The sequence below is a fragment of the Geobacillus lituanicus genome (genome assembly GCF_050994965.1).
GTDB lineage: Bacteria > Bacillota > Bacilli > Bacillales > Anoxybacillaceae > Geobacillus > Geobacillus stearothermophilus.
The window spans coordinates 1,198,062-1,222,686 of the sequence record NZ_CP194773.1; the positions used below are offsets into that span (position 1 = coordinate 1,198,062).

The window sequence follows — 24,625 nt, forward strand, 5'->3', positions numbered from 1 at the left end:
TCCTTTCTTATCCGTGTTTTAAGCTGCCGACTGTCAGCTGCCGTCTTGTTCCGATCGATGGGCGGACAGGCGCCGGGTCGGAAGGCGGGACGGCGTACTGCGCCAGTTTCAAATGGTCTTTTTGATGCTCTTTTTCGTCAGTCGGCACTGAAGCGTCGAAAGACAATGGCGCATCGAGCGCGCGGTTGAGCGTTTCGAGAGCGGCTTTCATCTGTTGGTAGTCCGCCGCGGTCATGTCGCGCAGTGCCGCAATCGCCGGTTCATGTTCCGTCCCTTTATAATGAAACAACGACAAATCGAGATGCTCCAAAAAGTTGTGCAAGCCGAATTTTTCTAGGCTGATGTCTTGCAACAGGCGCAGAAAGTCGCCGTTTTCCCGCGATAAGAACGCTTCGTCCGCCAATGCCTCCTCCAACTTTGGAAGCAGGGCGGCCAAACGGTCAAATCGGTGCTCCTCTTCTTCGTAAATATGATGCCAATACAGCCGTTCATGATCATCAGCCGCCTGTTCAATTGTCGGCTCTAAAATCGCTTGAAACTGGCCGAGCGCCTCTTTCGACCGGCCGAGAATGGCGCTGACCTCTGCTAATGCGTCGTGTGCGTCGTGCAATGGACTCCCTCCCATGAAATGGTTGTTACCATTTTTTCCATATGTATATGATTGTAAACCTCTTTGCTCTCGTCCGCATTACACATAGGCAGCCGTGTAGCCGACAGCACTTGCCTGTGGGCACGCTGTCATGGGAAAAAGATTGTCCTGTTCTTGAAGAGCTATGTAAGGGTGTGCAATGAGAAGGACGCTTTCCATAGACGTTGAAAGGAAAGGAGCTAGAGAAGTAGATGTATTTGTCGAATATTTTTGTATTTACCGTCAGTTATTATTTTGATATATTCAAAGTGATGAAAGATATTGCAACCTGGGAGGGAGACAATGGAAAAAGGGGTATCGAAACGGGTTTTAGTCGCCAGCCTTGTTGGCAGTTCGATTGAGTGGTTTGACTATTTTTTGTACGGAACGGTCGCGGCACTTGTGTTCAATCAATTGTTTTTTCCGAGTAAAGACCCGACCGTTGGTTTGCTTTTATCATACTCATCATTTGCCCTTTCATTTTTCATTCGCCCGTTAGGCGGCATTGTGTTTAGCCATATCGGCGATAAAATCGGGCGAAAGAAAACGCTCGTTTTAACGTTAAGCCTTATGGGGATTGCCACAGCTGGCATGGGGCTGTTGCCAACGTATGAGATGATCGGCATATGGGCGCCGGTGCTGCTCATTTTGCTTCGCCTCGTTCAAGGGATTGGTCTTGGCGGTGAATGGGGAGGGGCGCTGCTATTGGCGGTGGAATATGCACCGAAAGAAAAGCGCGGACTGTTCGGCAGCATTCCACAAATGGGAGTGACGATCGGACTGCTTCTCGGGACGTTTGTTATGTCGCTTATGACGCTTATGCCGGATGAGACGTTTATGTCATGGGGATGGCGCATTCCTTTTCTGTTAAGCGCGCTGCTTGTCGTTTTTGGGTTATGGGTGCGCCATGGCATTGATGAAACGCCTTCGTTTAAGAAAGTAAAAGAAACTGGTCAAGTGGCGAAAGTGCCGATTGTGGAGACGCTGCGGACTCAATGGAAGGAAGTATTGATCGCCATTGGCGGCAAAGTTGTGGAAACTGCTCCGTTTTACATTTTCGGGACGTTTATCGTGTCGTATGCGACAACGAACTTAGGCTTTTCAAAAACAGCTGCCTTAAACGCTGTCACCATAGCGACTGCGGTGACGACGGTTCTGATTCCGCTGATGGGCAAGTGGTCAGACCGGTACGGCCGCAAGCCGCTTTACATTGCCGGGACTGTTGGGATGATGATCTATGCGTTTCCGTATTTTTGGCTCTTGCAACAAAAATCAGTCGCCTTGTTGATAATAGCGACCGTCATTGGTCTCGGCATTATTTGGGCGCCGATTACGGCTGTGCTCGGCACGATGTTCTCGGAAATTTTCCCGTCCAATGTTCGATACACAGGGATTTCGCTCGGCTACCAAATTGGCGCCGCACTAGCGGGAGGAACGGCGCCGCTCATCGCTACGGCACTGCTGGCGGCGTATAGGAACTCTTATGTGCCGGTGGCTTTATACATTGTGCTTGTCTCGCTTATTTCCCTAGTTGCGGTCTGGTCTGTGCGCGATCGCAAACATGAAGAACTTGATGAGCAAGACGGAATCGCGTAACGCGGTTCCGTTTTTTCAGCGTATTGAAGGAGGGGGATTATGCTTATTTTGTCAGAACAAGAAATTCAACGCATGTATACGATGAAGGATGCCATTTCCGATGTAAAAGAAATGTTGCGACAAAAACAAGCAGGGAAAGTGATCACCCCTGATCGCACGGTGCTTCCATTTCCGAATCATGATGCTTCGATTTTGTATATGCCATCCGCTGAGGAGGGGGCAGCAGTGGTGAAGGTGGTCAGCATTTTCCCCCATAACCCTGCAGCAGGAAGATCGACCACCCAGGGGATCATGGTGCTTACGGATGCGAAAACGGGGGAACATCGGATGGTTTGTAATGCCACGTATTTGACGAGACTGCGCACGGGGGCGTTATCCGCCATTGCAGCTGATTATTTGGCGACACAGGCGGCGTCGCGGCTAGCGGTGATCGGAACAGGGGCGATGGCCAAAGAACAAGTGGTTGGCATATTGGCAGTGAGAGCGATTGAACGTATATTTCTGTACAACCGAACGAGGAAAAAAGCAGAAGACTTGGCGGCGGGACTGCATCAACTGGTTCGGGAATGGACAGGGAAGGTATATGTGGTGGATGAGGCGGACGAAGCCGTTCGCCAGGCCGACATCGTGGTATGCAGCACGCGCTCGGAACAGCCGGTGTTTTCCAGTCAAATGTTGCGGCCAGGCATGCACATTAGCGCCATTGGCTCGTACTTGCCACATATGCGCGAGTTGGATGTGGAGACTATTGTCCAAGCGGACCGCATTGTCGTCGATACACTTGAGGGCGTCAGGCATGAGGCAGGAGAACTCATTCAGGCGGCTGAAAGTGGAAGATGGTCTTTTTCTCAAATTGATGCCGAAATCGGGGAACTCGTCACCGGAGAGAAAGCTGGGCGGCAACACGATCAGGAAATCACCTTATTTAAATCGGTCGGAGCGGCTTTCTATGATTTGGCTGTGGCGATTGGCGTCTATCAAAAAGCGAAGGAGCTCGGAGTAGGACAAGAAATAGAATTATAGGGGATGGGAATGAGGATATGCTGCTTTGTTTCTGCCATTTTGGCGAGAAACAGGAATCCATTTTCCGGACGGTTGCCCGTCCGGTTTTTTGTTCTTTTCCATCCGACGTCACCTTTTGGCCCAGTCCCGAATAAAACAGAATTAAGGAACATTGCCCACTTGATATGCGGCGCGATTCCGGCGATAATGGAAACGATGTGGAATGAATGCCGCCAAGCGGCATGGAATGAGCGAAGAAGGTGAGACAGAACGATGAAACGTGCGGAACATATTTATCAAAGACTCGTAGAGATTTGTGGGGAAAGAAACGTCCTGCGCGATGAGCCGATGAAAAACCATACATTAGTGCGGATCGGCGGCAAGGCTGATTTTCTCGTCTGGCCGGAAACGTACGAGCAGGTCATTGAGGTGTTGCGGCTGAAAGAGGAGTACGGCCTGCCGTTTACCCTTCTCGGCAACGGTTCGAACGTCATCATCCGCGACGGCGGGCTGCGCGGCATTGTCATGCAGCTGAAGCATCTCAACCGCATTTGGCGTGAAGGAAACAACGTGATCGCCCAAAGCGGGGCGGATATTAAAGCGGTGTCGCGGTTCGCGCTCGAACAACATCTCACCGGGTTGGAGTTTGCCTGCGGCATTCCGGGGTCGGTCGGTGGGGCGATTATGATGAACGCCGGAGCGTACGGCGGGGAAGTGAAAGATGTGCTTGACCATGTCAAGGTGGCGACGCTCGCCGGCGAGTTGAAAACATTGACAAACGAGGAACTGGAGCTCGGTTATCGAACAAGCATCATCAGTCGGACGCATGATATTGTGCTTGAAGTCGTCTTTTCCCTGCAGCCGGGCGACTATGCACAAATCAAGGCGAAAATGGATGATTTAACATTTCAACGCGAATCGAAACAGCCGCTTGAGTATCCGTCGGTCGGCAGCGTGTTTAAGCGGCCGCCGGGCTATTTTGCCGGCAAGCTCATCCAAGACAGCGGCCTTCAGGGAAAAGGATTCGGCGGTGCGGAAGTGTCGACGAAGCACGCCGGATTCATCATTAACAAAAACAATGCGACGGCTGCCGATTACATCGCGACGATCGACATGGTGCGCAAAACCGTAAAGGAGAAGTTCGGAGTTGATTTAGAGCTGGAAGTGAAAATTATCGGTGAGGAATGATGACTGATCCGAATCCGGTTTGCGGGTTCGGATTTTTCTTATTTCGCCGAGAGGAAAAATGAAACAAACCGCCAATAGGTAAGAAAAGGGATTATCCGTGCCCGACGGCGCGTTTGCCAACAGCGTCGGCTGCGGTTTTGACGCCCATATCGCCCGCATGGCCAACCGTTCGGCATGGAAAGGGCGGTTCAATCGTGTTGGGATTGGCTCGCTTATTTACGTGCTTTATTTAGTGATAGAGCTATTCCGCTACCGACCCGTCGATCTTGACATTTGCATTGACGGGCGAAACTATTCATTTCAGCAAGCTTGGATGGCGACTGTGTCCAATCATCCGTACTACGGCGGAGGTATGCGCATCGCCCCGTCCGCCCGGGGTGATGACGGCTTGCTTCATGTGACGGTCGTCGGGCCGATGCAGCGTTGGAAAATTCTTGCGCTGTTTTTAACTGTATTTTGGGGCGGGCATGTGCGAATGAAAGAAGTTTCCGTGTTTGCCGGGCGGAACGTGCACATTCGCCCCGCCGCTCCCGTCCCCGTTCACGCTGATGGAGAAGAAGCGAGGGTGGGAGAGGTGTCGGCTTGGATTGAGGCTAAAAGGATGCGAGTCATTGGCGCGGAACTTGGTGAATGATGAGGGCGTATGTGAAAAGAGAAAGGGGGAGTGAGGAGACAAGTGGTGGGGAAGCGGATGGTCATGTTTGATGTCGTATTCTATGTGGTGTTTCCGATCGTGCTCTGGCATGCATTGCGCAGCCCGGTCGGGGAGTACGGGGCGATGTTGATTTGTACCGTGCCGGGAGCGGTTTATACCGTTTATCGCTATTGGCGTATTCGCAAAGTGCAATGGTTCGGCACGTTTTTGATTGTTAATCTGGCCGTTAGTACGCTGTTGAACATATTCGCTGGCTCTGCGTTGCAGATGTTATGGAATGACGTCTGGTACTCGATTGTTTTGTCTGTCTTTTTTTTGGTGACGGTCGTTGTCAAGCGCCCGTTGTTGCTTTATTTTTCTCTTGATTTTGTGGAAATGCAGGGGGCTCCGCGCTCGGTCATGAAAAGACGGTTTTTGGAACGTGATGTCTTTTCACTTTTTCAATGGATCACTGTTGGTTTTGCTTTGCGCGACGGGCTGTTGGCGGCGATTAAGGCGTACTTGATCGTTCGCTACGACGTCGAAGCGTTTGACCGTGCGATTGTCATTCGCGAAGTCATTGGTTGGGGGATCACGATTCTCTGTATGTTGGGGTTTGTCCGTATTTCGAAAATCATCTCGGAGCGGGAGAACCGCCATCATTCGACGTGAGCGTAAAGGAGAGAAGCGGTCGAAAGCAAAACGGACAACTGAAGAAACAGGGAAAAGGGAGCGGCGTTGCACATGGCCAAACGCCAAGAGGGTGTCCCAAAAGGATCAGGACACCCCCTTTCGTCTCTCTATATACGGCATTGACCGCTTCTTCCGCACTATATTTCGTGTCTATCTTGAAGTCAGGCAGCCTTTTGGGTCAGCCCCTTTCTCATCTTACTCATAATACGCAGGTGGCGGGAGTATGTCATTCGGAACTCATTTTCTATTGTTTTCTTGCTTGTTCTGTTTCTCTTGGCCTGCCGGATGGTCGGCTTTCACTTGCGGTGCAGCTGCCTGCTTCAGTTGTTGTGAATGGGAAACCGAGACACGAGACTCTGTTTGTTTGTTCACAGCAACCGCCGCTTGGTGTTTTTGACCGTTTGCTTTGGCGCTGGCAGCAGTTTTATGGTACATATTCCCTTTTGTTTCTATCTTGATCGCTTGCGTGGGGGACGAGTTCGTTTCTATTTTTGTGCTGGTGTTCGTTTGTTCATTTTGTTGAACCGCTGTCTCGTCTTCCGCCGGTGCGCTATTTTTCGACTGTGAGAGCGAAAAATCAGGCGAAAGAAACAGAAAAATAGGAAAGAAAGGGAAATGGTGAGAGTTCCTTCACGGTTTGGCAGTCAACCGCTTGTTTGCTATAATGGAAACAAGTTTGACAAAGACGATATCCGAGGCGGCTCCTGCCAATTTGTTTGGTGGGAGTTTGTTTTTGCGATGAGCGCCCGGCAGGGGAAAACGGGATGGCCAATGCCATGCCGAGCGAAAACGAAAGGAGCAAACCGGTTATGACGGAGCGGGTGGATGATATTGTTGAGGTTTGTTTATTAGCGGGAAAATTGATGCTTGAAAGCGGCGGAGAGACGTATCGGGTGGAAGATACAATGACGCGCATCGCTGCTTCGTTTGGCATGCCGCGCTCCCATGGTTATGTCACACCAACGGCCATTATTTTTTCTATTGAAGGGACAGATTCAACGAGATTGATCCGCATTTCTGATCGTTCGACTGATTTAGCGAAAGTGGCGGTCGTGAACGATATTTCCCGGCGCATCAGCCGCGGTGAATTGACGCTTGAAAAGGCGCGAAAGGAGCTCGAGGATATCGGGCGCGCCCCGATGGGTTACCCTCTTTGGCAGCAAACCGCCGCCGCAGCGTTAGCGAGTGCTTGTTTTGCGTCATTGATTGGAGGGATGGTTCACTTTTTCCCATCGCTTTTTTCCGGAGGGGTGGCATTTTGGTGTTTTGAGATGGTGCATCGGTTTGTGAAAATCCGGTTTTTCGCGGAATTTTTTGCTTCTTTTGTCGCCGGGGGGCTCGTATTGTTAATGGTGCAGGCCGGATTTGGCGGGGACGTCGGGAACATGATCATCGGCTCGGTGTTGCCGCTCGTGCCGGGGCTGGCCATTACGAACGCGGTGCGTGACTTAATGGCCGGCCATCTCATCGCCGGATTGTCGCGCGGGGCCGAGGCGTTTTTGACGGCGTTTGCGATCGGCACTGGCATCGCCTTTGTTTTATCTATTCGATGATAGGGAGCACAGGTCATGATTGTTATGCAGTTGCTGCTTAGCTTTGTGGCGTCAACGTTGTTTGGCATGATTTTTAATGTTCCGCCGCGGCTGTTGCCGCATAGCGGATTTGTCGGGATGAGCGGATGGGCGGCCTATACGTTTGCTGTACGTTCGAGCGTAGACAGTGTGATTGCGACGTTTATAGCCGCGTTTTTCGTCGCCTTTTTAAGCAATGCGTTTGCTCGGCGCTATCGGGCGCCGGCAACCATTTTTATTGTTCCTGGCATTCTCCCGCTCGTTCCAGGTGGGACGGCATTTGAAGCGATGCGTCATGTCGTCATGAACGACTACAATGCAGCGATTCCGTTGGCGGCAAAAGCGTTCATGATTTCCGGGGCGATTGCGATGGGGCTCATTTTTTCTGAGGTCGTCAACCAGCTGGTAAAGCGCCGCCCGTAATGGCACGTGTCTGTTTTTTCCAATCATTTGCCTATCGTTGTATTTGTTTGTCTGAATATTATAATGAATATAACGATGTTTTTTCTATCGATTTTGAAACAGTGGGGAGAGCGGAATGAAAGACATTATCGAGCAGATGAAAGCGGAGCTATGGGAGGTTTTCGATCACCTTCACCGCCATCCAGAAATCAGCTGGGAAGAGTGGCAAACGACTGAATTTCTCCGCCGAGAGTTGGAGCGCGAAGGATATCGGGTGCGGACGTTTGCCGATTGCCCGGGTGTGGTGGCGGAAATCGGCGCCGGGCCGTTTACGGTTGGGGTGCGCAGCGATATGGATGCGCTTTGGCAAGAAGTGAACGGCGTTTGGCAGCCGAACCATGCGTGCGGGCATGATGCCCATATGACGATCGTGCTCGGGGTGGCGAAGCTGCTTCGCCGCATCGGCTATGAGCCGCCGGGGACGCTCCGGTTTTTGTTCCAGCCGGCCGAGGAGAAAGGAACAGGGGCGTTAAAGCTGATCGAAAAAGGAGCGGTCGACGGCGTGTCGTTTTTATACGGCGTTCACCTGCGGCCGATTCAAGAAGTGAAAGGCGGATATGCGGCGCCGGCGATCATCCATGGGGCGGCGCAATGCATCGAAGGGCGGATCCGCGGTGTGGCGGCGCACGCGGCGCGGCCGCATTTAGGCGTCAATGTCATTGAAGTCGGCAGCGCCATTGTGCAAGAGCTCGGCAAAATTCATATTGATCCGCAAGTGCCGGCGTCGATCAAAATGACGAAGTTTCACGCCGGTGAAAAAGATGCGAACACGATCCCGGACTACGCGGAATTCGCCCTTGATTTGCGGGCGCAAACGAACGAGGCGATGGAGCGGCTCGTTGAAGGGTTGCGTCATGTGATCAACGGGGTCGCTGCCATTTATGGGGCGGAGATTGAACTGGTGGAACGGACGCGCATCGTGGCCGCTCATCCTGATCCAGATGCGGTGCGGCTGATGGAGGAGGCGATTATCGCGGCCTTGGGGACGGAAAAATGCGTTCCGCCGGTTGTGACATCGGGAGGAGAGGATTTCCATTTTTATTCCTTTCAAAAACCGGAGCTGAAGACAACGATGCTCGGGTTAGGCTGTGACTTGCGTCCGGGGCTCCATCACCCGAACATGACGTTCCGGCGCGATGATTTGCTTTCCGGCGTGGAAATTTTGGCGCGAACGGTCATCAATACGTTTGCGACGTTTGCGCTGCAGGGGGAGAACGAGCGTGCCTCTGTCGCTGCAAATCCTTGAGACGATCGAACAGTTGAAAGAGATGGCCAAGCTTGAGGAGGAGATTTGGAAAACAGCGCCGGTTCCGCTCCATCAAACGTTGACGGCGGCGAAAAACGGCGGCATTGTGATCGGCGCGTATATGGACGGGAAACTCGTCGGCTTTGTGTATAGCTTCCCTGGGTTTCGAAACGGGGAAGTGTATCTTTGTTCCCATATGATGGGGATTGATGCTTCCTTTCGCGACCGAGGAATCGGCTACCGTCTGAAAAGGAAGCAGGCGGAAGAAGCGCGGCGGCGCGGCTACCGAGTCATCCGCTGGACGTATGATCCGCTGCAAAGCCGCAACGGCTATTTGAACTTGGCGAAGCTTGGGGCTGTTGGCGTCGAGTATGTGGAAAACTGCTACGGCGAAATGAATGACGCGTTGAACGGTCAACTGCCGTCTGACCGCTTCATCGTCGAATGGCGGCTTGATGAGCGAGTGACTGGGGAACGGAATTTGGTTGAAGCAGATCTTCTCAAGGCCAGAAGGTTGACGGTGCTCGAGGCAGGGCAAAGGGCTGACGGTCTGTTGCAGCCGGTGCCGAGAGACATCGATGGAACAGCGGCGCCGTTGCTGTTGACAGCCATCCCGCTTGACTTTCCGCAGCTGAAAGAGCAGGATTTCGCGCTGGCGCTTGAGTGGCGGCTGGCGACGCGCGCCTTGTTTCAGCGGCTGCTTGCGGAAGGATGGATTGCCGCCGGCGCTTGGCGCTGCCTGGAGGAAGGAGTGCTTTATTACATATGGAAGCGGCGGAGTGAACGATGGCAGCAGAAAGGGGAAGAAGAATGACGATCAACATCGAGTACGTCATATTGCGCCATTTGCAAATGGAGTTGAAGGCGCCGTTTACGACGAGCTTCGGCACGTTTCAAAGGAAAGAGTTGATTTTAGTGGAAGTTGTCGATCGCGACGGCGTTTCCGGCTGGGGTGAATCGGTCGCATTTTCCGCCCCGTGGTACAGCGAGGAAACGGTGAAAACGAACTGGCATATGCTTGAAGAGTTTCTCGTGCCGCTCTTGTTTTCGAAGCCGCTTAGGCATCCAGCGGAATTGCCAGAGCGATTTGCCGCCATCCGCCAAAACAACATGGCGAAAGCGGCGCTTGAGGGGGCGGTATGGGATTTGTACGCCAAGCGGCTCGGCGTCCCGCTTTGTCAAGCTCTCGGGGGAACGAAAAAGGAAATTGAAGTCGGCGTCAGCATCGGCATCCAGCCGACGGTTGCCGATCTGCTTCAGGTGATGGAACGGTATGTGGCGCAAGGGTACCGGCGGATCAAAGTGAAGATCAAACCGGGATGGGATGTTGATGTCATTCGCGACGTGCGGCGCGCGTTTCCCGACGTGCCGCTCATGGCGGATGCCAATTCGGCGTATACGTTCGCTGACGCCAAGCGGCTTCAGGCGCTCGATGAATTTGGGCTGATGATGATCGAACAGCCGCTCGCCGCTGACGATCTTGTCGATCACGCCCGGCTGCAGCCGCTTCTTCAGACGCCGATTTGCCTTGATGAAAGCATTCGTTCCTATGACGATGCGCGCAAGGCGCTTGACCTTGGCAGCTGCCGCATCATCAACATCAAAATCGGGCGCGTCGGCGGGCTTTGGGAGGCGAAGCGCATCCACGATCTTTGCGCTGAGCGCGGCGTTTCGGTCTGGTGCGGGGGGATGCTGGAAGCAGGGGTCGGGCGCGCCCACAATATCGCGATCACGACGTTGGAAAACTTCGCGCTTCCCGGCGACACCGCCGCGTCGTCCCATTATTGGGAGCGGGATATTATCACACCGGAAGTCGAGGTGCAAGGCGGCTTGATCCGCGTGCCGAACGCCCCGGGCATCGGCTATGACGTCGACCGCCGCCAAGTGGAGCGGTATACGCAGTTTGCGAAGGTGTTTCATCGTACGGCGACGGCATAAAGGATGATAAAAGGGAGAAAGAAAAAATGATGATCAGACCGATTGAAGTTCGCGATGCGGAACATTTCTTGGAGTTGTGCAAAAAAATTGATGAATCTGGTTTTATGTTATTTGAGCCTGGCGAACGGCAAACAACGGTTGAACAACAAAGCAAATCGATTGAAAGAATGTTGTCTGAGCCGAATAAAATGATCTTTGTTGCTGAAACGGAAAACAAGCTTGTCGGGTTCCTTGCTGTCATAGGAGGCGATGTAAAACGAAATCGACATTCTGCCAATGTTGTTTTGGGAGTTCTTGAAGACTATCAAGGACAGGGCATTGCCACTAAACTATTCAACAAAGCGTTTGAGTGGGCAAAGAAAGTTGGAATTTTGAGATTAGGACTTACGGTCATGAAAGGGAACGATAAGGCGTTCAACTTATATAGGAAGATGGGATTCGTATTAGAAGGCGAGAGGGTTCAATCGTTAAGAGTGAATGGGGAATTTGTAAATGAATATTACCTATACAAACTGTTATAATGCTAATTGGGGCTGGCCCAAACGCAAGCACGTTTTGGGCCAGCCCCTTCTTTGCTGTGTTACACGCGTCCGATCCCAGTATTCGCCTTGACGACAATTTCCGTATATTTCTTTTCATCCGCTTTTTTCGATGAGACGAGCGTGCCGACGATGGCGCCGATAAAACCGAGCGGAATGGAAATAATGCCTGGATTGGCGAGCTTAAAGAGCGGTTCGCCGACGAAAATGGCGGCGCCCGGCTGCGGCGACCAGACGTTCGGGCTGAAGAAGACGAGCACCAAGGCGCTGATCAGGCCGACAAGCATCCCCGTAATCGCTCCAGTCGTGTTAAAGCGGCGCCAGAAAATGGTGAATACGATCGTCGGCAAGTTGGCGCTGGCGGCGACCGCAAATGCGAGCGATACGAGGAACGCGACGTTCATTTTTTGTGCAAACAGCGCTAACAAAATCGACAACACCGAGACGCCGACGGATGCCCAGCGGGCGGCGAGCATTTGTTCTTTTTCCGTCGCCTGGCCGCGCCGCAAAATATGGCTGTAAAAGTCATGGGCAAACGCCGAGGCGGCTGACAACACAAGTCCGGCGACAACGGCCAAAATCGTCGCAAAGGCGACGGCAGAGACGAAAGCGAACAAGAAATCTCCGCCAAGCGCTTCCGCCAACAGCGGGGCGGCCATATTGCCGGCCGGGTTGGCGGCGACGATTTTGTCATAGCCGACAAACGCGGCGGCGCCAAAGCCTAAAAAGATCGTCATGACGTAGAAAAGCCCAATGATCCATGTCGCATACACGACCGATTTGCGCGCAGTCGGGGCGTCTTTGACCGTAAAGAAGCGGATCAAAATGTGCGGCAGCCCGGCCGTCCCCAACACGAGCGCCAAGTTGAGTGAAATCGTATCGAGTGGATCCTTAAACTTGTTGCCCGGGTTTAAAAACGCCTCGCCAAGCGGCGTCGCTGTTTTCATTTCGTGGAACATTTTGGCGATGCTGAAATCGAATTTGGCAAAGACGATGATGGAAATGATAAACGTACCGACCATCAGCAAGACGGCTTTGACGATTTGCACCCAACTCGTTGCTGTCATGCCCCCGAAGACGACGTACACCGTCATCAAAATGCCGACGGTCAAGACGGAATAAACGTAGTCTAGACCCAACAGAAGCTTGATGAGGCCGCCGGCGCCGACAAGCTGGGCGATCATATAGAAAATCGAGATGGCGATCGTATTTAACGCCGCGACGCCGCGCACTTTCTTATCGTCAAAACGGGCGGCGATCATATCGGCCATCGTGTATTTGCCGAGGTTGCGAAGCGGTTCGGCGACGATGTACAAGACGACAAGATAAGCGACAAGGAAGCCGATGCTGTAGAAGAAGCCGTCAAATCCCGCCAGCGCGATCATGCCGGCAATACCGAGAAACGAGGCGGCCGACATATAGTCGCCGGCGATGGCAAGCCCGTTTTGCCAGCCGGTTAAGCTGCTGTCCGCGGTGTAAAATTCGCTTGTCGTTTTCGTCCGTTTCGAGGCGTAGTACGTAATGACAAGCGTCAAGGCGACGATGATGAGGAAGAGGAAAAAGGCGAGCCCGTGCATTACGTGTTTCCTCCTTCCGCTGCTTCTTGCTTCACTTGCTCGACGATGGCATCAAATTGTGCTGCGCGTTTCGAATAAAGGATGCATAAGGCCCATGTCATAATAAACTGCGCAAAGGCAAACAGCCACGCCCAGCTGACCGGTCCGATTGCTAGTGCGTTGAGCGCTTTCGAATACGACGTCAACACCGGAAGGGCGAAGTAAAAGACGAAGAAAAAGACGGTGGCTGGGATGATGAAGCGCTTCTTCGCCTGAATGAGCCCGCGGAATGAAGCGGATTGAGCGATGGCATCATAGTTGATGCCGCCTTGGTCGGCCCTTGATTGTTTTTTCACTGCCATTGTAATCCCTCCTTGTCTGTATTAAAGCGTTTTCAAAAAGGACAATGAACTGTTCTGCCGCAAACGGTGGATGTGACTCCCCCTTTCTGACACAAATTTGTCACACATTCATTATATATTTATCTGAAAAATTTGTAAATTGATGTTTTTTGTTATTTTTAAAAACTATTTTTTGCTTTGCCGCATAAAACGGAGAAAATTTTTTGCTGTTTTTCTTATTTTCGCACTTTACAAAAAAACGAGGATCATGTAGAATGTCAACTGTATTCGACAACAAAATTCAACAATTTTCTACAAAAAACGACAAGGGGAGACATCTATGAATTTGTTTCGTAAAAAACCGATTCAATCGTTGCTTAAGGAGTCGGGGGCGAAAGGAGCCTCGCTGCGGAAAGAGTTAGGGGCATTCGACTTAACGATGCTCGGCATCGGTGCCATTATCGGGACGGGCATTTTCGTCCTGACCGGTGTGGCTGCGGCAGAGCATGCCGGTCCGGCGCTCGTTCTCTCGTTTATTTTATCTGCCTTGGCTTGCGTGTTTGCGGCGCTTTGTTACGCTGAGTTTGCTTCGACCGTACCGGTGTCGGGAAGCGCGTACACATATAGCTATGCCACATTTGGTGAACTGTTCGCTTGGATTTTAGGTTGGGACTTGATTTTGGAATATGGGGTCGCTTCATCAGCGGTCGCCGCCGGCTGGTCCGGCTATTTCCAAGGCCTGCTCGCTGGGTTTGGCATTGAGCTGCCGAAGGCGCTCACGAGCGCATATAACCCGGAGAAAGGCACAATCATCGATTTGCCGGCTATTCTCATTATTTTGTTCATTACGTTTTTACTGAACATGGGTGCGAAAAAATCGGCCCGTTTCAATACGGTCGTGGTTTTTATTAAAGTGGCTGTCATCTTGCTTTTCTTGGCGGTTGGCGTTTGGTATGTCAAGCCGGAAAACTGGACGCCGTTTATGCCATATGGATTTGCAGGTGTTGCGACCGGCGCTGCAACAGTGTTTTTCGCTTACATCGGGTTTGATGCGGTGTCGACCGCGGCGGAAGAAGTGCGCAACCCGCAACGCAATATGCCAATTGGCATCATCGTGTCGTTGCTTGTCTGCACATTGTTGTATATTGCGGTTTCGCTCGTATTGACAGGCATCGTTCCGTACGAGCAGCTCAACGTGAAAAACCCAGTGGCGTTTGCGTTAAACTATATCAATCAAGACTGGGTCGCCGGTTTTATTTCGCTCGGGGCGATCGCAGGTATTACGACGGTATTGCTTGTTATGCTTTATGGGCAAACGCGTCTCTTTTACGCCATCAGCCGCGACGGCCTGTTGCCGAAAGTGTTTGCGCGCATTAGTCCGACCCGCCAAGTGCCGTACGTCAACACATGGCTGACCGGTGCCGCTGTTTCGGTATTTGCCGGTGTCATCCCGCTGAACAAACTGGCGGAACTGACGAACATTGGGACGCTCTTTGCCTTTATTACCGTTTCAATTGGCGTTCTTGTGCTGCGCAAAACGCAGCCGAACTTAAAGCGGGCGTTCCGCGTCCCGTTCGTTCCGGTCATCCCGATTTTAGCCGTCTTGTTCTGCGGCTACTTAGTTCTTCAGCTCCCGATGACGACATGGATCGGTTTTATCTCGTGGCTGCTGATCGGCTTGGCCATTTATTTCGTCTACGGACGGAGGCATAGCAAGCTCAACGAAACGGCCGCAAGCGAAGAAAAAGTTGGTTAGGCGTCCATATGAAAAAAAGGCTGTCCCAAACGACCGATCGTTTGGGAAACAGCCTCTTTTTTTTGGCCAAAAGCCAATCTTCTGGATGTGGCGGAAGCAGCAGTTTGTGTCGGGAAGAATCTAAACAGCGGTCATTCTTTGCTTTTCTCTCCTAGCTGGCGAACAGAAGTTCCTGCAAAACGTCGGCTGGCTTTGGAATGTTTTTCTGCTTGCCTGACGGTCAAAGTTGGATTAAGATGTACGAATAATGTAAAGAAGGAGCGCGTCAGTCCGTCTTGTATAAGCGGGGTGAAATCGATGTTTAGCATGTTATTAAAAAAAAGAGAGAGAACGCTTGAACGGACGGTTGCGGAAATCCAGCAAGGAAATGAAGCGCTGCGCAATGAGCTGATCGAGCAATACAAACCGTTTATCGCCAAAACGGCGTCGAGCGTGTGCAAGCGGTTCATTCGCGAAGAGGATGATGAGGCGAGCATCGGGCTGATCGCCTTCAATGAAGCGATTGAAAAGTATGCGCCGCATAAGGGCGGCTCATTTCTTTCGTTTGCCGAGCTGCTTATTAAACGGCGCCTTATCGATTATATTCGAAAAGAGGCTAGGGTGCGGGAAGCGGTATGGTATGCCGAGGAGGGGGAAGACGGCGAACGGACGGCGCAAACATATCTCGATGCGAAGCGGTCAGTCGATGAATTTTACAAACAAATCGAGCAGGAGCAGCGCCGTGAGGAAATCATCCATTACCAGCAAGTGCTTAAGCAATTTGGCATTCATTTTCACGATCTAGTCGAACAGTCGCCAAAACATAAAGACGCGCGTCTAAACGCCATTGACGTTGCCCAGTTGCTTGTAGAGAAAGAAGAGTTGCTCGGGTTTCTTTTTCAAAAAAAGCAGCTGCCGATCAAGCAGCTGGAAACGATGGCGTCCGTCAGCCGCAAAACGATCGAGAGAAACAGAAAATACATTATTGCGGTCGCGGTCATTTTAGCGGGTGATTATATTTACTTAAAGGACTATATAAAAGGGGTGCTTCCATCGTGAAAAAGGGGATTGTGCTGGAATTGGACGAAGAGTTCGTCACCGTATTGACGACCGAGGGGGAATTTCTCCGGGTGAAAAAGGAAGGGGAGTATGAAGTTGGAGAAGAGATTGAAGCAGGTGCAGTAAAAAAAACCTTTCCATTTCACCGTCGTTCGTTTCGATATGCATTGGTGAGCGCTTTGGCAGCGGCCGTGCTGCTTGTCACCACTTGGATTCAGTGGCCTTCCGGCGCGGTGTACGCATATATGTCGATCGACATTAATCCGAGCATTGAAGCGGGGGTCGACGATGATCTGCACGTATTGACGTTAAAGGCGTATAATGAAGAAGGAAAAAACGTGCTCGCTGCGCTCCCTGCATGGAAAAATAAACCGTTTTCTGCGGTGGCGGAACAAATTATTGTATTAAGCGAAAAAAAGGGCTATTTAAAGGAAGGCGGCGAAGTGCTCATTACAACGGTGGAAAAAGAGCGTAACGCCTCCTCGGCGCGGAAGCTGTCCGCTGAGCTTGCTGAAATCGAGCGGTCGGTGGCGGACGACCGGATCGTTATCAAAACGGCAAACAGCACAATGGAAGTGCGCAGCCGGGCAGCTGAGCAAGGAATGACGACCGGAAAACTGTTGCAGATCGAGAAAAAAGCAAAACCGGCCTCGTCCACATCCACCAAGCCGGACAAAGAGAAAGGACAAAGCGGAAAGAAGGAAAAGAAACCATCACCAGTAAAAGGGCAAAAACTAGAGCAGCCGGCGCAAATGAAACAAAAGCATGGCGAACAGAAACCAAAGCAGCAGAAAAAAGAAAAACAGCCGTTGCACGAGCGAAAAAACACCGATTCAAATAAAGAAAGTTCCCCGTCGGACAAAGAGATTTCTCCGAAAGGGAAAAACCATGGGAACGCCCGTCCGTCGCGGCCGGGCGGTCATTATGTAGAGAAAAAGGCGGCGGATGGCCGGCACGACCGCAGCAACAAGAAAGATCGCCGCGATCCGGCGAATGTCCACCGCCAGCCGACAATCATCGATTCCAAAACGAAAAAAGCCGAGTGATCACGCTCGGCTTTATTCTGTTCTCCGTCCTGCCAGCTCGCTTTGCGCTTGGGCGACGAGCCGTTTCGTAATTTCCCCGCCGACGGAGCCGTTGGCGCGCGAAACAGTGCCAGCCCCGAGCTGCACGCCAAACTCTTGGGCGATTTCGTATTTAATTTGTTCCAATGCTTGTTCAATGCCTGGAACAAGCAGTTTGTTGCTTCCACGTGCCATTCTTTTTGCCTCCTTCGTCATGTTTCGATGTGGCATCATTAGTATAAGCAAACTGTTGGTGGGGTATAGGTGGGAATTAAAGGGAGAGTTTATCACAAAAAACATCCATGAGTAAATTTTACTCCCCACCCAGGCATGAAAATCCATCTCTCCTTCCATAATGGAGGATGAACGCAAACAGTTTGGAAAGACGTGCTTTTTAATGGTGGTTCGACCCTGTACAAAAAACTGTTTGAGTCCATTTGGTGTTCCACCCATTGTAAGCCCTTTTCATTTGGAAAAGGTGACTACGAACAGAATCGAGAATTGCGGGACTTGACCCGTTTACGCAAAAAGTGGGTGGGTCAATTGATTGCGGAAAAAAACCGAATTCATAAAGTATTGGAGTGTTCCAATATCAAGCTGGGTACGGTGATTTCCGACATCTTCGGAGTATCGGGCCGAAAACTCTTGACCCGTTTAATGGAACAGGGGTACATCGAAGAAGCCGATATCGACGCTTGCCTTCACGGAAGAATGAAAGGGAAAAAGCAACAAATTCAGGAATCGCTCTTTGGGACATTAACCGAACATGAGTTGTTCATGATTCGCCAATCGTGGAAGCACATCGAGTATTTGGAAAGCTTGATTCAGGAGATGGACCAACGCATCGACCATCTCTTACAACCGTATCAACAGGAAGTGGATCTTCTGATGACGATTCCTGGAGTGAAAAAGGAAACCGCCGCCGTCATCATCGCCGAAATCGGAGTGGATATGGGACAGTTCCCGACACCGCAGCGCCTCGCTTCTTGGGCTGGGGTGGCCCCGGGAAATCACGAAAGCGCTGGAAAACGCAAAAGTACACGAACGGTAAAGGGGAATCCTCATATTAAATCCGCGTTATGCGAGGCGGCATGGGCGTTATCCCGATGCAGGAATCAACCGTTGGCGGCGAAATTTTGGTCATTGGCGGCTCGCCGGGGAAAGAAAAAAGCACTCGTTGCGATCGCGCACCGAATGCTTGTCATCATTTACTGCATGCTTTCCCGAAAAGAACCGTTTTGGGGACCACAAGTAAGTTAGTATAGCCAAAATGAATACAGAATATACGAGATGCCTAAAAATAAGGCACCTCTGCTTTCCTGTTGTCTTTTTTGGCCATTTGTAGTGTATCCAAACTGATCACAGGATATACAGAGTTGACCGGGTTTTATGGATTTTCACAGAAAACATCCATGAGTAAGCTTTTACTCGCCACCCAAGCATGAAAATAACCGCTCATGGATTCATTATTTTCACAGAAAAGATCCATGGGCAATGGTTTGCCCTCCACCCGGGCATGAAAATCCCCCTTTTCTTCCCATAATGAAGAGTAGGCGCAAACAGCTCAATAGGACGTTATACTTAATGGTGGCTTGGACCCTGTACAGAAAAGCGTTCGAATCCACTGGGTGCACCACCCATTGTCCGCCCTTTCCCGATGCGGAGGAAAGGTGACGACGAACGGAAAACTGCCGCATTTCTCCCGTGGATTCGCTGTTTGCGCACTCGATCATCGAAAAGGAGGATTTTCATCATGGATGTCATCTATCCTCGCTGCGCAGGATTGGATGTTCATGCCGAAACCATCGTCGCCTGCGCGCTATGGGAAGAAGATGGACACATTCAAAAGGACATTCAAACCTTCTCCACGTTCTCGAAGGGACTTGGCGACCTGCTTGAGTGGCTCGAAGAACATGGCGTTACCCATGTCGCCATGGAATCCACCGGCGTGTATTGGAAACCGGTCTTCGCCTTCCTCGAGGGCTATGTCGACTTGACACTGGCCAATCCGCAGCGGATCAAAAATGTCCCGGGAAGAAAAACCGATGTCTCTGACGCCGAGTGGATCGCCAAGCTGCTCCGCCATGGACTCGTTGAAAAAAGTTTCGTCCCCCCAGCGGATATTCGCGAATTGCGGGATTTTACCCGCCTCCGCAAAAAGTGGGTCGGACAGCTGACTTCGGAGAAAAACCGGATTCAAAAAATGCTCGAGTCTTCCAATGTCAAACTCGGCTCGGTCCTCTCCGATCTCTTCGGCGTTTCCGGAAAAGACATCCTCGCCCGGCTGCTTGAGAAGGGATACGTGGACAAGGACGAGTTGGATCAATGCCTGCGCGGAAGGCTCAAAAAGAAAAAGCAAGCGGTGTACGATTCGCTGCTCGGCACCTTGACCGAACACGAGCTCCGTCTCCTTCGCCTCTTGTGGAAACACGTTGAGGAATTGGAGCAGTTAATCGAAGAAGTCGACCAGCACATCGACCGCCTGCTCGAGCCGTATCGCGAGGAAGTGAACCTGCTGATGACCATGCCCGGAGTGAAAAAACAAACCGCCGCCGTCATCATCGCCGAGATGGGAACCGACATGAGCGTCTTTGAAACGCCGGAACGGGCGGCTTCATGGACTGGATTGTCCCCCGGCAACCATGAAAGCGCCGGAAAGCGAAAGAGCACGCGCACGACAAAAGGCAATCCCCATCTCCGATCGGCGTTATGCGAGGCGGCATGGTCAGCAGCTCGATCCAAGACGCATCCCTTGTCCCGAAAGTTTTGGTCGTTGGCGGCCCGGTGCGGGAAGAAAAAAGCCCTCATCGCCATTGCTCGGCGGATGTTGGTGATCATCTTTTGCATGATCTCCCGCAAAGAGCCGTTCCGCCAACCACAACTTATTTAGTCTAGCCAAAAGGCAGACAGGTTATACGAGATGCCTAAAATCGGGCACCTCTGCTTTCCTATTGCCTTTTTTGGCCATTTTCAGTATACCCTCACGGATCAGGAGCGTATACCGCACTCACCAAGTGGTGGGGATTTTCACGGAAAAAGATTGCAAACGTTTTCGATCCCGGATCGTCCTGCCGCTCGCCCGCCCGGCGCTGGCGGCTCAGGCCATTTTCGTCTTCATGGGTTCGTGGAACGATTTCATGCGCCCACTCATTATTTTGTCAGATCCGCAATTGTTTACCTTGCCGCTGGGCCTGAACAGCTTCAAAGGACAATATATCAGCTATTGGAACTACATCATGGCCGCTTCAATGGTGTTTACCTTGCCGGTGTTGGTCATTTATACGTTTTTCAATCGCTATTTCATTAAAGGAATTTCGTTTACGGGCGGGAAATAAAGGTGATTTGTTTCTGTCTGCGCGTTGAGAACGGAAGAAGGGCTGTGATAAGGCTGTTTGCCAAGGTCTTTCCGACCTTGGCGAACAGCCTTTTTTCATGCGGCATAGGCGTTGAAAAAACGAGCATCATATAGGTGAAATACCCACTCTGCGAGGAAAGGAATCGGAGCCATGGAATGGACGATGCGGCTGCCGAGTCAGGAGGGAAGGCGGGTGGGGTGGGGGTGGCCGTCGGTCCGCCGTTGGCGGCGTGGCTCATGAGCAGCGGTGTCGCCCCGCTCCTTTTCTTGCTTAGTGCGCTGGCGCTCGTCGGCGGAGGGCTTGCCTTTTGGCTCATACATCCAGAAATGGACGGAGGGAAAGAAAATGAAAGCGGTGACATATCAAGGCATCAAAGATGTAGCTGTCAAACAAATGCCTGATCCGAAAATTTTAAAAGACGATGACATTATTGTCAAAATTACCAGCACCGCGATTTGCGGCTCCGATCTCCATTTAGTGCATGGGATGATTCCGAACATGCCGGAAGATTTCATTATCGGCCATGAACCGATGGGCATTGTCGAGGAAGTCGGCCCGGCGGTGACGAAAGTGAAAAAAGGCGACCGGGTCATCGTGCCGTTTACGATCGCCTGCGGGCAATGCTGGTATTGCCAGCACGGGCTCGAAAGCCAATGCGATGCGTCGAACCCAAACGGCGAATCGGGGGGGTATTTCGGCTATTCCGAGACGTTTGGCGGCTACCCGGGCGGGCAGGCTGAATATTTGCGCGTTCCGTTTGCCAACTTCACTCCGTTTGTCGTCCCGGAAAACTGTGAGTTGGAAGATGAAAAATTGCTGTTTTTGTCGGACATCATCCCGACCGCGTTTTGGGGCGTTGATGAGGCGGGGGTAAAAGATGGCGACACTGTTGTCGTGCTCGGCTGCGGCCCAGTTGGGCTGCTGACGCAAAAGTTTGCCTGGATGAAAGGGGCGAAACGCGTCATCGCCGTTGATTACATCGATTATCGGATCGAACATGCGAAAAAGACGAACAAAGTCGAAACGTTAAATTTCACTGAATACGAGAATGTCGGAGAATATATTAAAGAAATGACCGGAGGCGGGGCCGATGTCGTCATCGATTGTGTCGGGCTCGACGGAAAGATGACGCCGCTTGAGCTTATTGGCTCAGCGCTGAAGCTGCAAGGCGGGGCGATGGGGGCGATCGTCATCGCTTCGCAGGCGGTGCGCAAAGGCGGAACGATCCAGCTCGTCGGGGTATATGGCGCCCGCTACAACCAGTTTCCGCTCGGCGATTTGTTCTCACGCAACATTACGCTGAAAATGGGGCAGGCGCCGGTCATTCATTACATTCCGACGTTATACGAGTGGATCGTGGAAGGGAAGTTCGATCCGACCGATATCATTACCCATCGCCTGCCGCTTGATGAGGCGCAATACGCATACGAAATTTTCGACGAAAAGAAAGACGGCTGTATTAAAGTCGTGCTCAAGCCGTAACGTTCTAGCGATGCATAAAGGCAGTGCGGCCGAGACACGATAAGAAAAAATGCGGGAAGGAGGATGCGGGTGAACAATGTAGCGTTCCCGGTCGCCCGTCTCCATGACGGGACGCTCCGCCAGCTGCAGCAGCTGGAACAGCGGCTGCGCGAGGAGACGGGGGAAGAAATTGTGCTTGTCGCTTATCAACGGAAAACGACAGATGAAGGGGAGACGAAACGATGATGAAACGGAAAGTGAAATTTGACGCAGCGAAAAACAACAATAAAACGCCGACCGAAAGCCTGCCGGATACCGAATTTGCGGCACAATATGCCGGCGAGGAGGACATGATCCGCGGCGCGAACCGCAATTCGAAAAAAGGGCGGCAAGGAGGCGGGGATGGGTAAAGAGCATAAGAAGCGGCCCGCTCGAACGAATGAAGAAACGGCGTTTGAATGGGGCGATTTCGCTGCCCACGAGCCGCTTTGGATCATGGAGGAACAAAAACGGGCGAAAGAAAATGAAAAGAAACGAAAAAAGCAGGGATAACGCTCCCTGCTTTTTCACGTGGTGCACAAAAAAGCCGTGCCTCCGGCGTTTGGCCGTTAGGCGGATGCCGAAGCGGACAAGGCGGACAGCGGCGCGGAAAACAGCGTTGCGCCGGTGCCGGACGGATCAAAATAGGCGACGATGACGGTTGGCGCAAACGAGAGCTGCTTCGCGGCGATATAGCGGCCGACATCAACCGGCACGATTTCCACGACCGTATGTTTAAACAATTCCTTTTCCCCGAGCCCGAGGGCGGCAAAGTCCTCCCCAAGCACCTCGGGGCGCTCAAGCAGCGCGCGGTAAACGGTCGTGCGCGTCGTTTTCTCCGTTTTTTCATTCCACCACGGCTTGCGTGGTTTGTATTTTTGGTTGCGCAAATAGTCGTATTTCATAAGCGACTCGGCGACAGGCAGGGCATCTGGCATACACGTACGCAAAAACTCATGCAGGCGGCGGAACAAGTCTTCCAACTGGTGGCCGATGCGCGCCCAGCCGTGCTCATCCCAATACGCGCCAAACTGCTGGAAAAAGTCAAACGGCGACGGGAACACATCGGTCACCAAGTACTCGATCGTTTCGTCCATTCGATGGGCGTTCCAATATTTTTCAAGCACGTCTTCCACTTGCTTGATGCGGATGACGTCATCAAACGACAAGACGTTGTTGGCGAGCACTTCGTATGGCGCATGGTCCATATACACATAGCCGTACTCCTCGGCGCGCAGGCGCAACCCAGTGCCGCGCAGCAGTTTCAAAAAGCCAAGCTGCAGTTCTTCCGGACGGAGGGCGAACACGTCGTTAAACGTCTTTCGGAACGAGTCGTAATCTTCTTCCGGCAGCCCGGCGATCAAATCCAAATGCTGGGCGATTTTCCCGCCTTCTTTAATCATCGTCACCGTTCGCGAAAGTTTGGCGAAGTTTTGTTTGCGCATAATGAGCCGGTTTACTTCGTCGTTCGTCGACTGGACGCCGATTTCAAAACGGAACAGGCCGGGCGGCGCTTCACGGTTTAAAAACTCGATCACCTCGGGGCGCATGATGTCGGCGGTAATTTCAAACTGAAAGACCGTTCCTGGTACATGTTCGTCAATCAAAAAGCGGAACATGTCCATGGCATAGCTGCGGCTGATGTTGAACGTCCGGTCGACGAACTTGATCGTCCGCGCTCCGTGCCGCATCAAGTAGCGCAAGTCGTCTTTAATTTTTTCGCGGTCAAAGTAGCGGACGCCGACTTCAATCGAGGACAGGCAAAATTGGCAGCTGAACGGGCAGCCGCGGCTTGTCTCCACGTAGATGATCCGGTTCGGAAGATGTGGGATGTCTTCCGGAAAGCGAAACGGCGACGGCATGTCGGCAAGGCGGACTTTGTTTCGCTGCGGATTGATGACAATGCGGCCCCCGTCGCGAAATGCGAGACCGGCGACATCACGGACGTCTCCATGGCCGTCTAAAGCGAAAAGCAGCTGTTTAAACGTTTCCTCTCCTTCGCCGACGACGATAAAGTCAAACTCCGGCACCCGCTCCATCCATTCGCGCACATCGTACGACACTTCCGGGCCGCCGGCGACGATGAGAATGTGCGGCGCTGCTTTTTTTAACATTTTGGCGACTTTGATCGTCTCTTCAATGTTCCAAATGTAGCAGCTGAAGCCGATGATATCCGGCCGGCGCTGGTACAAATCGGCGACGATGTTCAGCGCCGGGTCTTTGATCGTATACTCAACGAGCTTGACGTCAAACTCCGGCATTGCGTATGCTTTTAAATAGCGGATGGCGAGGTTCATATGAATGTATTTGGCGTTCAATGTCGTGCAGACAATATTCATAGAAGCAAAACCCCTTTGATTAGCGTACTAACCTCTCATTATAACGCAGTTTAACCAAACGAAAAAGAAGAAAAACTTGTCGAACGGTGGAGAAAAGAATTCGCAAAATCTTCATGAGCGAAGGGAGGAGTAAATTTTTCCACATCGAATATATATTTCGTTGAACGGTTTGAATAGA

Annotated in this window: 25 protein-coding genes and 2 pseudogenes; 21 read left to right on the plus strand and 6 right to left on the minus strand. The window is 51.8% G+C overall.

Features of this window, described 5'->3' with window-relative positions; genetic code table 11:
• Positions 1-7: 7 nt before the first annotated feature.
• The gene (locus ACR1UW_RS06050; RefSeq protein ID WP_232722141.1) at positions 8-610 is read right to left on the minus strand and encodes an IMEF encapsulin system ferritin-like cargo protein; all 603 of its coding nucleotides are present in this window, start codon (positions 608-610) and stop codon (positions 8-10) included.
• A gap of 321 nt (positions 611-931) precedes the next feature.
• On the opposite strand from ACR1UW_RS06050, the gene ACR1UW_RS06055 reads away from it, so the two are divergent.
• The 5 genes from ACR1UW_RS06055 to ACR1UW_RS06075 all read left to right on the plus strand — a co-directional run bounded on the left by ACR1UW_RS06055 (position 932) and on the right by ACR1UW_RS06075 (position 5,720).
• The gene (locus tag ACR1UW_RS06055) at positions 932-2,224 is read left to right on the plus strand and encodes an MFS transporter (RefSeq protein WP_498934916.1); all 1,293 of its coding nucleotides are present in this window, start codon (positions 932-934) and stop codon (positions 2,222-2,224) included.
• Positions 2,225-2,263: 39 nt separating this feature from the next.
• Positions 2,264-3,247 carry an ornithine cyclodeaminase family protein gene (locus ACR1UW_RS06060; RefSeq protein ID WP_033015762.1) on the plus strand — a complete coding sequence of 328 codons (984 nt, stop codon included), beginning with the start codon at positions 2,264-2,266 and terminating at the stop codon, positions 3,245-3,247.
• 252 nt (positions 3,248-3,499) lie between these two features.
• Positions 3,500-4,414, plus strand: a complete 915-nt coding sequence (gene murB / locus ACR1UW_RS06065) for a UDP-N-acetylmuramate dehydrogenase (protein WP_015374224.1) — start codon at positions 3,500-3,502, stop codon at positions 4,412-4,414.
• 97 nt (positions 4,415-4,511) lie between these two features.
• Positions 4,512-5,048, plus strand: coding sequence for a diacylglycerol/lipid kinase family protein (locus ACR1UW_RS06070; RefSeq protein ID WP_289667364.1), 537 nt, complete (start codon positions 4,512-4,514; stop codon positions 5,046-5,048).
• A gap of 45 nt (positions 5,049-5,093) precedes the next feature.
• Complete coding sequence (locus ACR1UW_RS06075; RefSeq protein WP_033008011.1) at positions 5,094-5,720, plus strand: VC0807 family protein; 627 nt, start codon at positions 5,094-5,096, stop codon at positions 5,718-5,720.
• A gap of 258 nt (positions 5,721-5,978) precedes the next feature.
• On the opposite strand, the gene ACR1UW_RS06080 is transcribed toward ACR1UW_RS06075, so the two are convergent.
• Entirely contained in the window at positions 5,979-6,113 is a 135-nt protein-coding gene (locus ACR1UW_RS06080; RefSeq protein WP_498934920.1) for a hypothetical protein, read from the minus strand.
• Positions 6,114-6,550: 437 nt separating this feature from the next.
• Here ACR1UW_RS06080 and ACR1UW_RS06085 point away from each other — a divergent pair, with 437 nt between their 5' ends.
• The 6 genes from ACR1UW_RS06085 to ACR1UW_RS06110 all read left to right on the plus strand — a co-directional run bounded on the left by ACR1UW_RS06085 (position 6,551) and on the right by ACR1UW_RS06110 (position 11,479).
• Positions 6,551-7,294, plus strand: a complete 744-nt coding sequence (locus tag ACR1UW_RS06085) for a threonine/serine exporter family protein (protein ID WP_498935266.1) — start codon at positions 6,551-6,553, stop codon at positions 7,292-7,294.
• A 15-nt stretch (positions 7,295-7,309) separates the two neighbouring features.
• Positions 7,310-7,735 (plus strand): threonine/serine exporter family protein, encoded by a 426-nt coding sequence (locus ACR1UW_RS06090; protein WP_020754483.1) that lies wholly within the window; start codon positions 7,310-7,312, stop codon positions 7,733-7,735.
• Positions 7,736-7,850: 115 nt separating this feature from the next.
• A complete protein-coding gene (locus tag ACR1UW_RS06095) occupies positions 7,851-9,020 on the plus strand; it encodes a M20 peptidase aminoacylase family protein (protein WP_498934922.1) in 1,170 nt (389 codons plus the stop codon).
• Complete coding sequence (locus ACR1UW_RS06100; protein WP_498934923.1) at positions 8,995-9,834, plus strand: GNAT family N-acetyltransferase; 840 nt, start codon at positions 8,995-8,997, stop codon at positions 9,832-9,834. The genes ACR1UW_RS06095 and ACR1UW_RS06100 overlap by 26 nt, the downstream gene beginning before the upstream one ends.
• The gene (gene menC, locus ACR1UW_RS06105) at positions 9,831-10,958 is read left to right on the plus strand and encodes an o-succinylbenzoate synthase (RefSeq protein ID WP_498934925.1); all 1,128 of its coding nucleotides are present in this window, start codon (positions 9,831-9,833) and stop codon (positions 10,956-10,958) included. The genes ACR1UW_RS06100 and menC overlap by 4 nt, the downstream gene beginning before the upstream one ends.
• A gap of 26 nt (positions 10,959-10,984) precedes the next feature.
• Positions 10,985-11,479: a GNAT family N-acetyltransferase gene (locus tag ACR1UW_RS06110; RefSeq protein ID WP_094239770.1), complete on the plus strand. Its 495-nt coding sequence runs from the start codon at positions 10,985-10,987 to the stop codon at positions 11,477-11,479.
• Between the two features lie 59 nt (positions 11,480-11,538).
• Here ACR1UW_RS06110 and ACR1UW_RS06115 read toward each other — a convergent pair whose 3' ends face one another.
• Together ACR1UW_RS06115 and ACR1UW_RS06120 are read right to left on the minus strand one after the other, a co-directional pair.
• A complete protein-coding gene (locus ACR1UW_RS06115; RefSeq protein WP_498934927.1) occupies positions 11,539-13,074 on the minus strand; it encodes a solute symporter family protein in 1,536 nt (511 codons plus the stop codon).
• Positions 13,074-13,415 carry a DUF485 domain-containing protein gene (locus ACR1UW_RS06120; RefSeq protein WP_498934929.1) on the minus strand — a complete coding sequence of 114 codons (342 nt, stop codon included), beginning with the start codon at positions 13,413-13,415 and terminating at the stop codon, positions 13,074-13,076. Before ACR1UW_RS06120 ends, ACR1UW_RS06115 begins: the two co-directional genes overlap by 1 nt.
• Before the next feature lie 319 nt (positions 13,416-13,734).
• Here ACR1UW_RS06120 and bcaP point away from each other — a divergent pair, with 319 nt between their 5' ends.
• The 3 genes from bcaP to ACR1UW_RS06135 all read left to right on the plus strand — a co-directional run bounded on the left by bcaP (position 13,735) and on the right by ACR1UW_RS06135 (position 17,234).
• Complete coding sequence (gene bcaP / locus ACR1UW_RS06125) at positions 13,735-15,150, plus strand: branched-chain amino acid transporter BcaP (RefSeq protein WP_498934931.1); 1,416 nt, start codon at positions 13,735-13,737, stop codon at positions 15,148-15,150.
• A gap of 288 nt (positions 15,151-15,438) precedes the next feature.
• Entirely contained in the window at positions 15,439-16,188 is a 750-nt protein-coding gene (sigI, locus tag ACR1UW_RS06130; protein ID WP_498934933.1) for an RNA polymerase sigma factor SigI, read from the plus strand.
• Positions 16,185-17,234: an anti-sigma factor domain-containing protein gene (locus ACR1UW_RS06135; protein WP_322311003.1), complete on the plus strand. Its 1,050-nt coding sequence runs from the start codon at positions 16,185-16,187 to the stop codon at positions 17,232-17,234. Before sigI ends, ACR1UW_RS06135 begins: the two co-directional genes overlap by 4 nt.
• Positions 17,235-17,246: 12 nt before the next feature.
• Here the strand turns inward: ACR1UW_RS06135 and ACR1UW_RS06140 are convergent, their stop codons facing one another.
• On the minus strand, positions 17,247-17,447 hold the full coding sequence (locus ACR1UW_RS06140; RefSeq protein ID WP_020959067.1) for an alpha/beta-type small acid-soluble spore protein: 201 nt from the start codon (positions 17,445-17,447) through the stop codon (positions 17,247-17,249).
• 300 nt (positions 17,448-17,747) lie between these two features.
• On the opposite strand from ACR1UW_RS06140, the pseudogene ACR1UW_RS06145 reads away from it, so the two are divergent.
• The 7 genes and pseudogenes from ACR1UW_RS06145 to ACR1UW_RS06175 form a co-directional block, all read left to right on the plus strand.
• Positions 17,748-18,512 (plus strand): annotated as a pseudogene (locus tag ACR1UW_RS06145) (IS110 family RNA-guided transposase); the annotation flags it as partial.
• 493 nt (positions 18,513-19,005) lie between these two features.
• Positions 19,006-20,142, plus strand: coding sequence for an IS110-like element ISGka2 family transposase (locus tag ACR1UW_RS06150; RefSeq protein ID WP_498934935.1), 1,137 nt, complete (start codon positions 19,006-19,008; stop codon positions 20,140-20,142).
• A 169-nt stretch (positions 20,143-20,311) separates the two neighbouring features.
• A pseudogene (locus tag ACR1UW_RS06155) lies at positions 20,312-20,587 on the plus strand (ABC transporter permease subunit); the annotation flags it as partial.
• 366 nt (positions 20,588-20,953) lie between these two features.
• Positions 20,954-22,090: a zinc-dependent alcohol dehydrogenase gene (locus ACR1UW_RS06160; RefSeq protein WP_011230439.1), complete on the plus strand. Its 1,137-nt coding sequence runs from the start codon at positions 20,954-20,956 to the stop codon at positions 22,088-22,090.
• A gap of 69 nt (positions 22,091-22,159) precedes the next feature.
• Positions 22,160-22,315 carry a hypothetical protein gene (locus ACR1UW_RS06165; protein WP_168368295.1) on the plus strand — a complete coding sequence of 52 codons (156 nt, stop codon included), beginning with the start codon at positions 22,160-22,162 and terminating at the stop codon, positions 22,313-22,315.
• Positions 22,315-22,479 (plus strand): protein YkzP, encoded by a 165-nt coding sequence (gene ykzP / locus ACR1UW_RS06170; protein WP_014195259.1) that lies wholly within the window; start codon positions 22,315-22,317, stop codon positions 22,477-22,479. The genes ACR1UW_RS06165 and ykzP overlap by 1 nt, the downstream gene beginning before the upstream one ends.
• Complete coding sequence (locus ACR1UW_RS06175; protein ID WP_014195260.1) at positions 22,472-22,621, plus strand: hypothetical protein; 150 nt, start codon at positions 22,472-22,474, stop codon at positions 22,619-22,621. Before ykzP ends, ACR1UW_RS06175 begins: the two co-directional genes overlap by 8 nt.
• Positions 22,622-22,677: 56 nt before the next feature.
• On the opposite strand, the gene ACR1UW_RS06180 is transcribed toward ACR1UW_RS06175, so the two are convergent.
• A complete protein-coding gene (locus ACR1UW_RS06180; protein ID WP_498934938.1) occupies positions 22,678-24,447 on the minus strand; it encodes a B12-binding domain-containing radical SAM protein in 1,770 nt (589 codons plus the stop codon).
• Positions 24,448-24,625 lie beyond the last annotated feature (178 nt).

What these genes read in the sequence shown, in the direction of transcription:
- ACR1UW_RS06110 (WP_094239770.1), top strand. Translation starts at nt 10,985, where the DNA reads ATGATGATCAGACCGATTGAAGTTCGCGATGCGGAACATTTCTTGGAG.
- ACR1UW_RS06150 (WP_498934935.1), top strand. Translation starts at nt 19,006, where the DNA reads ATGGATGTCATCTATCCTCGCTGCGCAGGATTGGATGTTCATGCCGAA.
- ACR1UW_RS06060 (WP_033015762.1), top strand. Translation starts at nt 2,264, where the DNA reads ATGCTTATTTTGTCAGAACAAGAAATTCAACGCATGTATACGATGAAG.
- ACR1UW_RS06175 (WP_014195260.1), top strand. Translation starts at nt 22,472, where the DNA reads ATGGGTAAAGAGCATAAGAAGCGGCCCGCTCGAACGAATGAAGAAACG.
- menC (WP_498934925.1), top strand. Translation starts at nt 9,831, where the DNA reads ATGACGATCAACATCGAGTACGTCATATTGCGCCATTTGCAAATGGAG.
- bcaP (WP_498934931.1), top strand. Translation starts at nt 13,735, where the DNA reads ATGAATTTGTTTCGTAAAAAACCGATTCAATCGTTGCTTAAGGAGTCG.
- ACR1UW_RS06180 (WP_498934938.1), bottom strand. Translation starts at nt 24,447, where the DNA reads ATGAATATTGTCTGCACGACATTGAACGCCAAATACATTCATATGAAC.
- ACR1UW_RS06090 (WP_020754483.1), top strand. Translation starts at nt 7,310, where the DNA reads ATGATTGTTATGCAGTTGCTGCTTAGCTTTGTGGCGTCAACGTTGTTT.
- murB (WP_015374224.1), top strand. Translation starts at nt 3,500, where the DNA reads ATGAAACGTGCGGAACATATTTATCAAAGACTCGTAGAGATTTGTGGG.
- ykzP (WP_014195259.1), top strand. Translation starts at nt 22,315, where the DNA reads ATGAAACGGAAAGTGAAATTTGACGCAGCGAAAAACAACAATAAAACG.
- ACR1UW_RS06095 (WP_498934922.1), top strand. Translation starts at nt 7,851, where the DNA reads ATGAAAGACATTATCGAGCAGATGAAAGCGGAGCTATGGGAGGTTTTC.
- ACR1UW_RS06115 (WP_498934927.1), bottom strand. Translation starts at nt 13,074, where the DNA reads ATGCACGGGCTCGCCTTTTTCCTCTTCCTCATCATCGTCGCCTTGACG.
- ACR1UW_RS06055 (WP_498934916.1), top strand. Translation starts at nt 932, where the DNA reads ATGGAAAAAGGGGTATCGAAACGGGTTTTAGTCGCCAGCCTTGTTGGC.
- ACR1UW_RS06140 (WP_020959067.1), bottom strand. Translation starts at nt 17,447, where the DNA reads ATGGCACGTGGAAGCAACAAACTGCTTGTTCCAGGCATTGAACAAGCA.
- ACR1UW_RS06120 (WP_498934929.1), bottom strand. Translation starts at nt 13,415, where the DNA reads ATGGCAGTGAAAAAACAATCAAGGGCCGACCAAGGCGGCATCAACTAT.
- ACR1UW_RS06085 (WP_498935266.1), top strand. Translation starts at nt 6,551, where the DNA reads ATGACGGAGCGGGTGGATGATATTGTTGAGGTTTGTTTATTAGCGGGA.
- ACR1UW_RS06160 (WP_011230439.1), top strand. Translation starts at nt 20,954, where the DNA reads ATGAAAGCGGTGACATATCAAGGCATCAAAGATGTAGCTGTCAAACAA.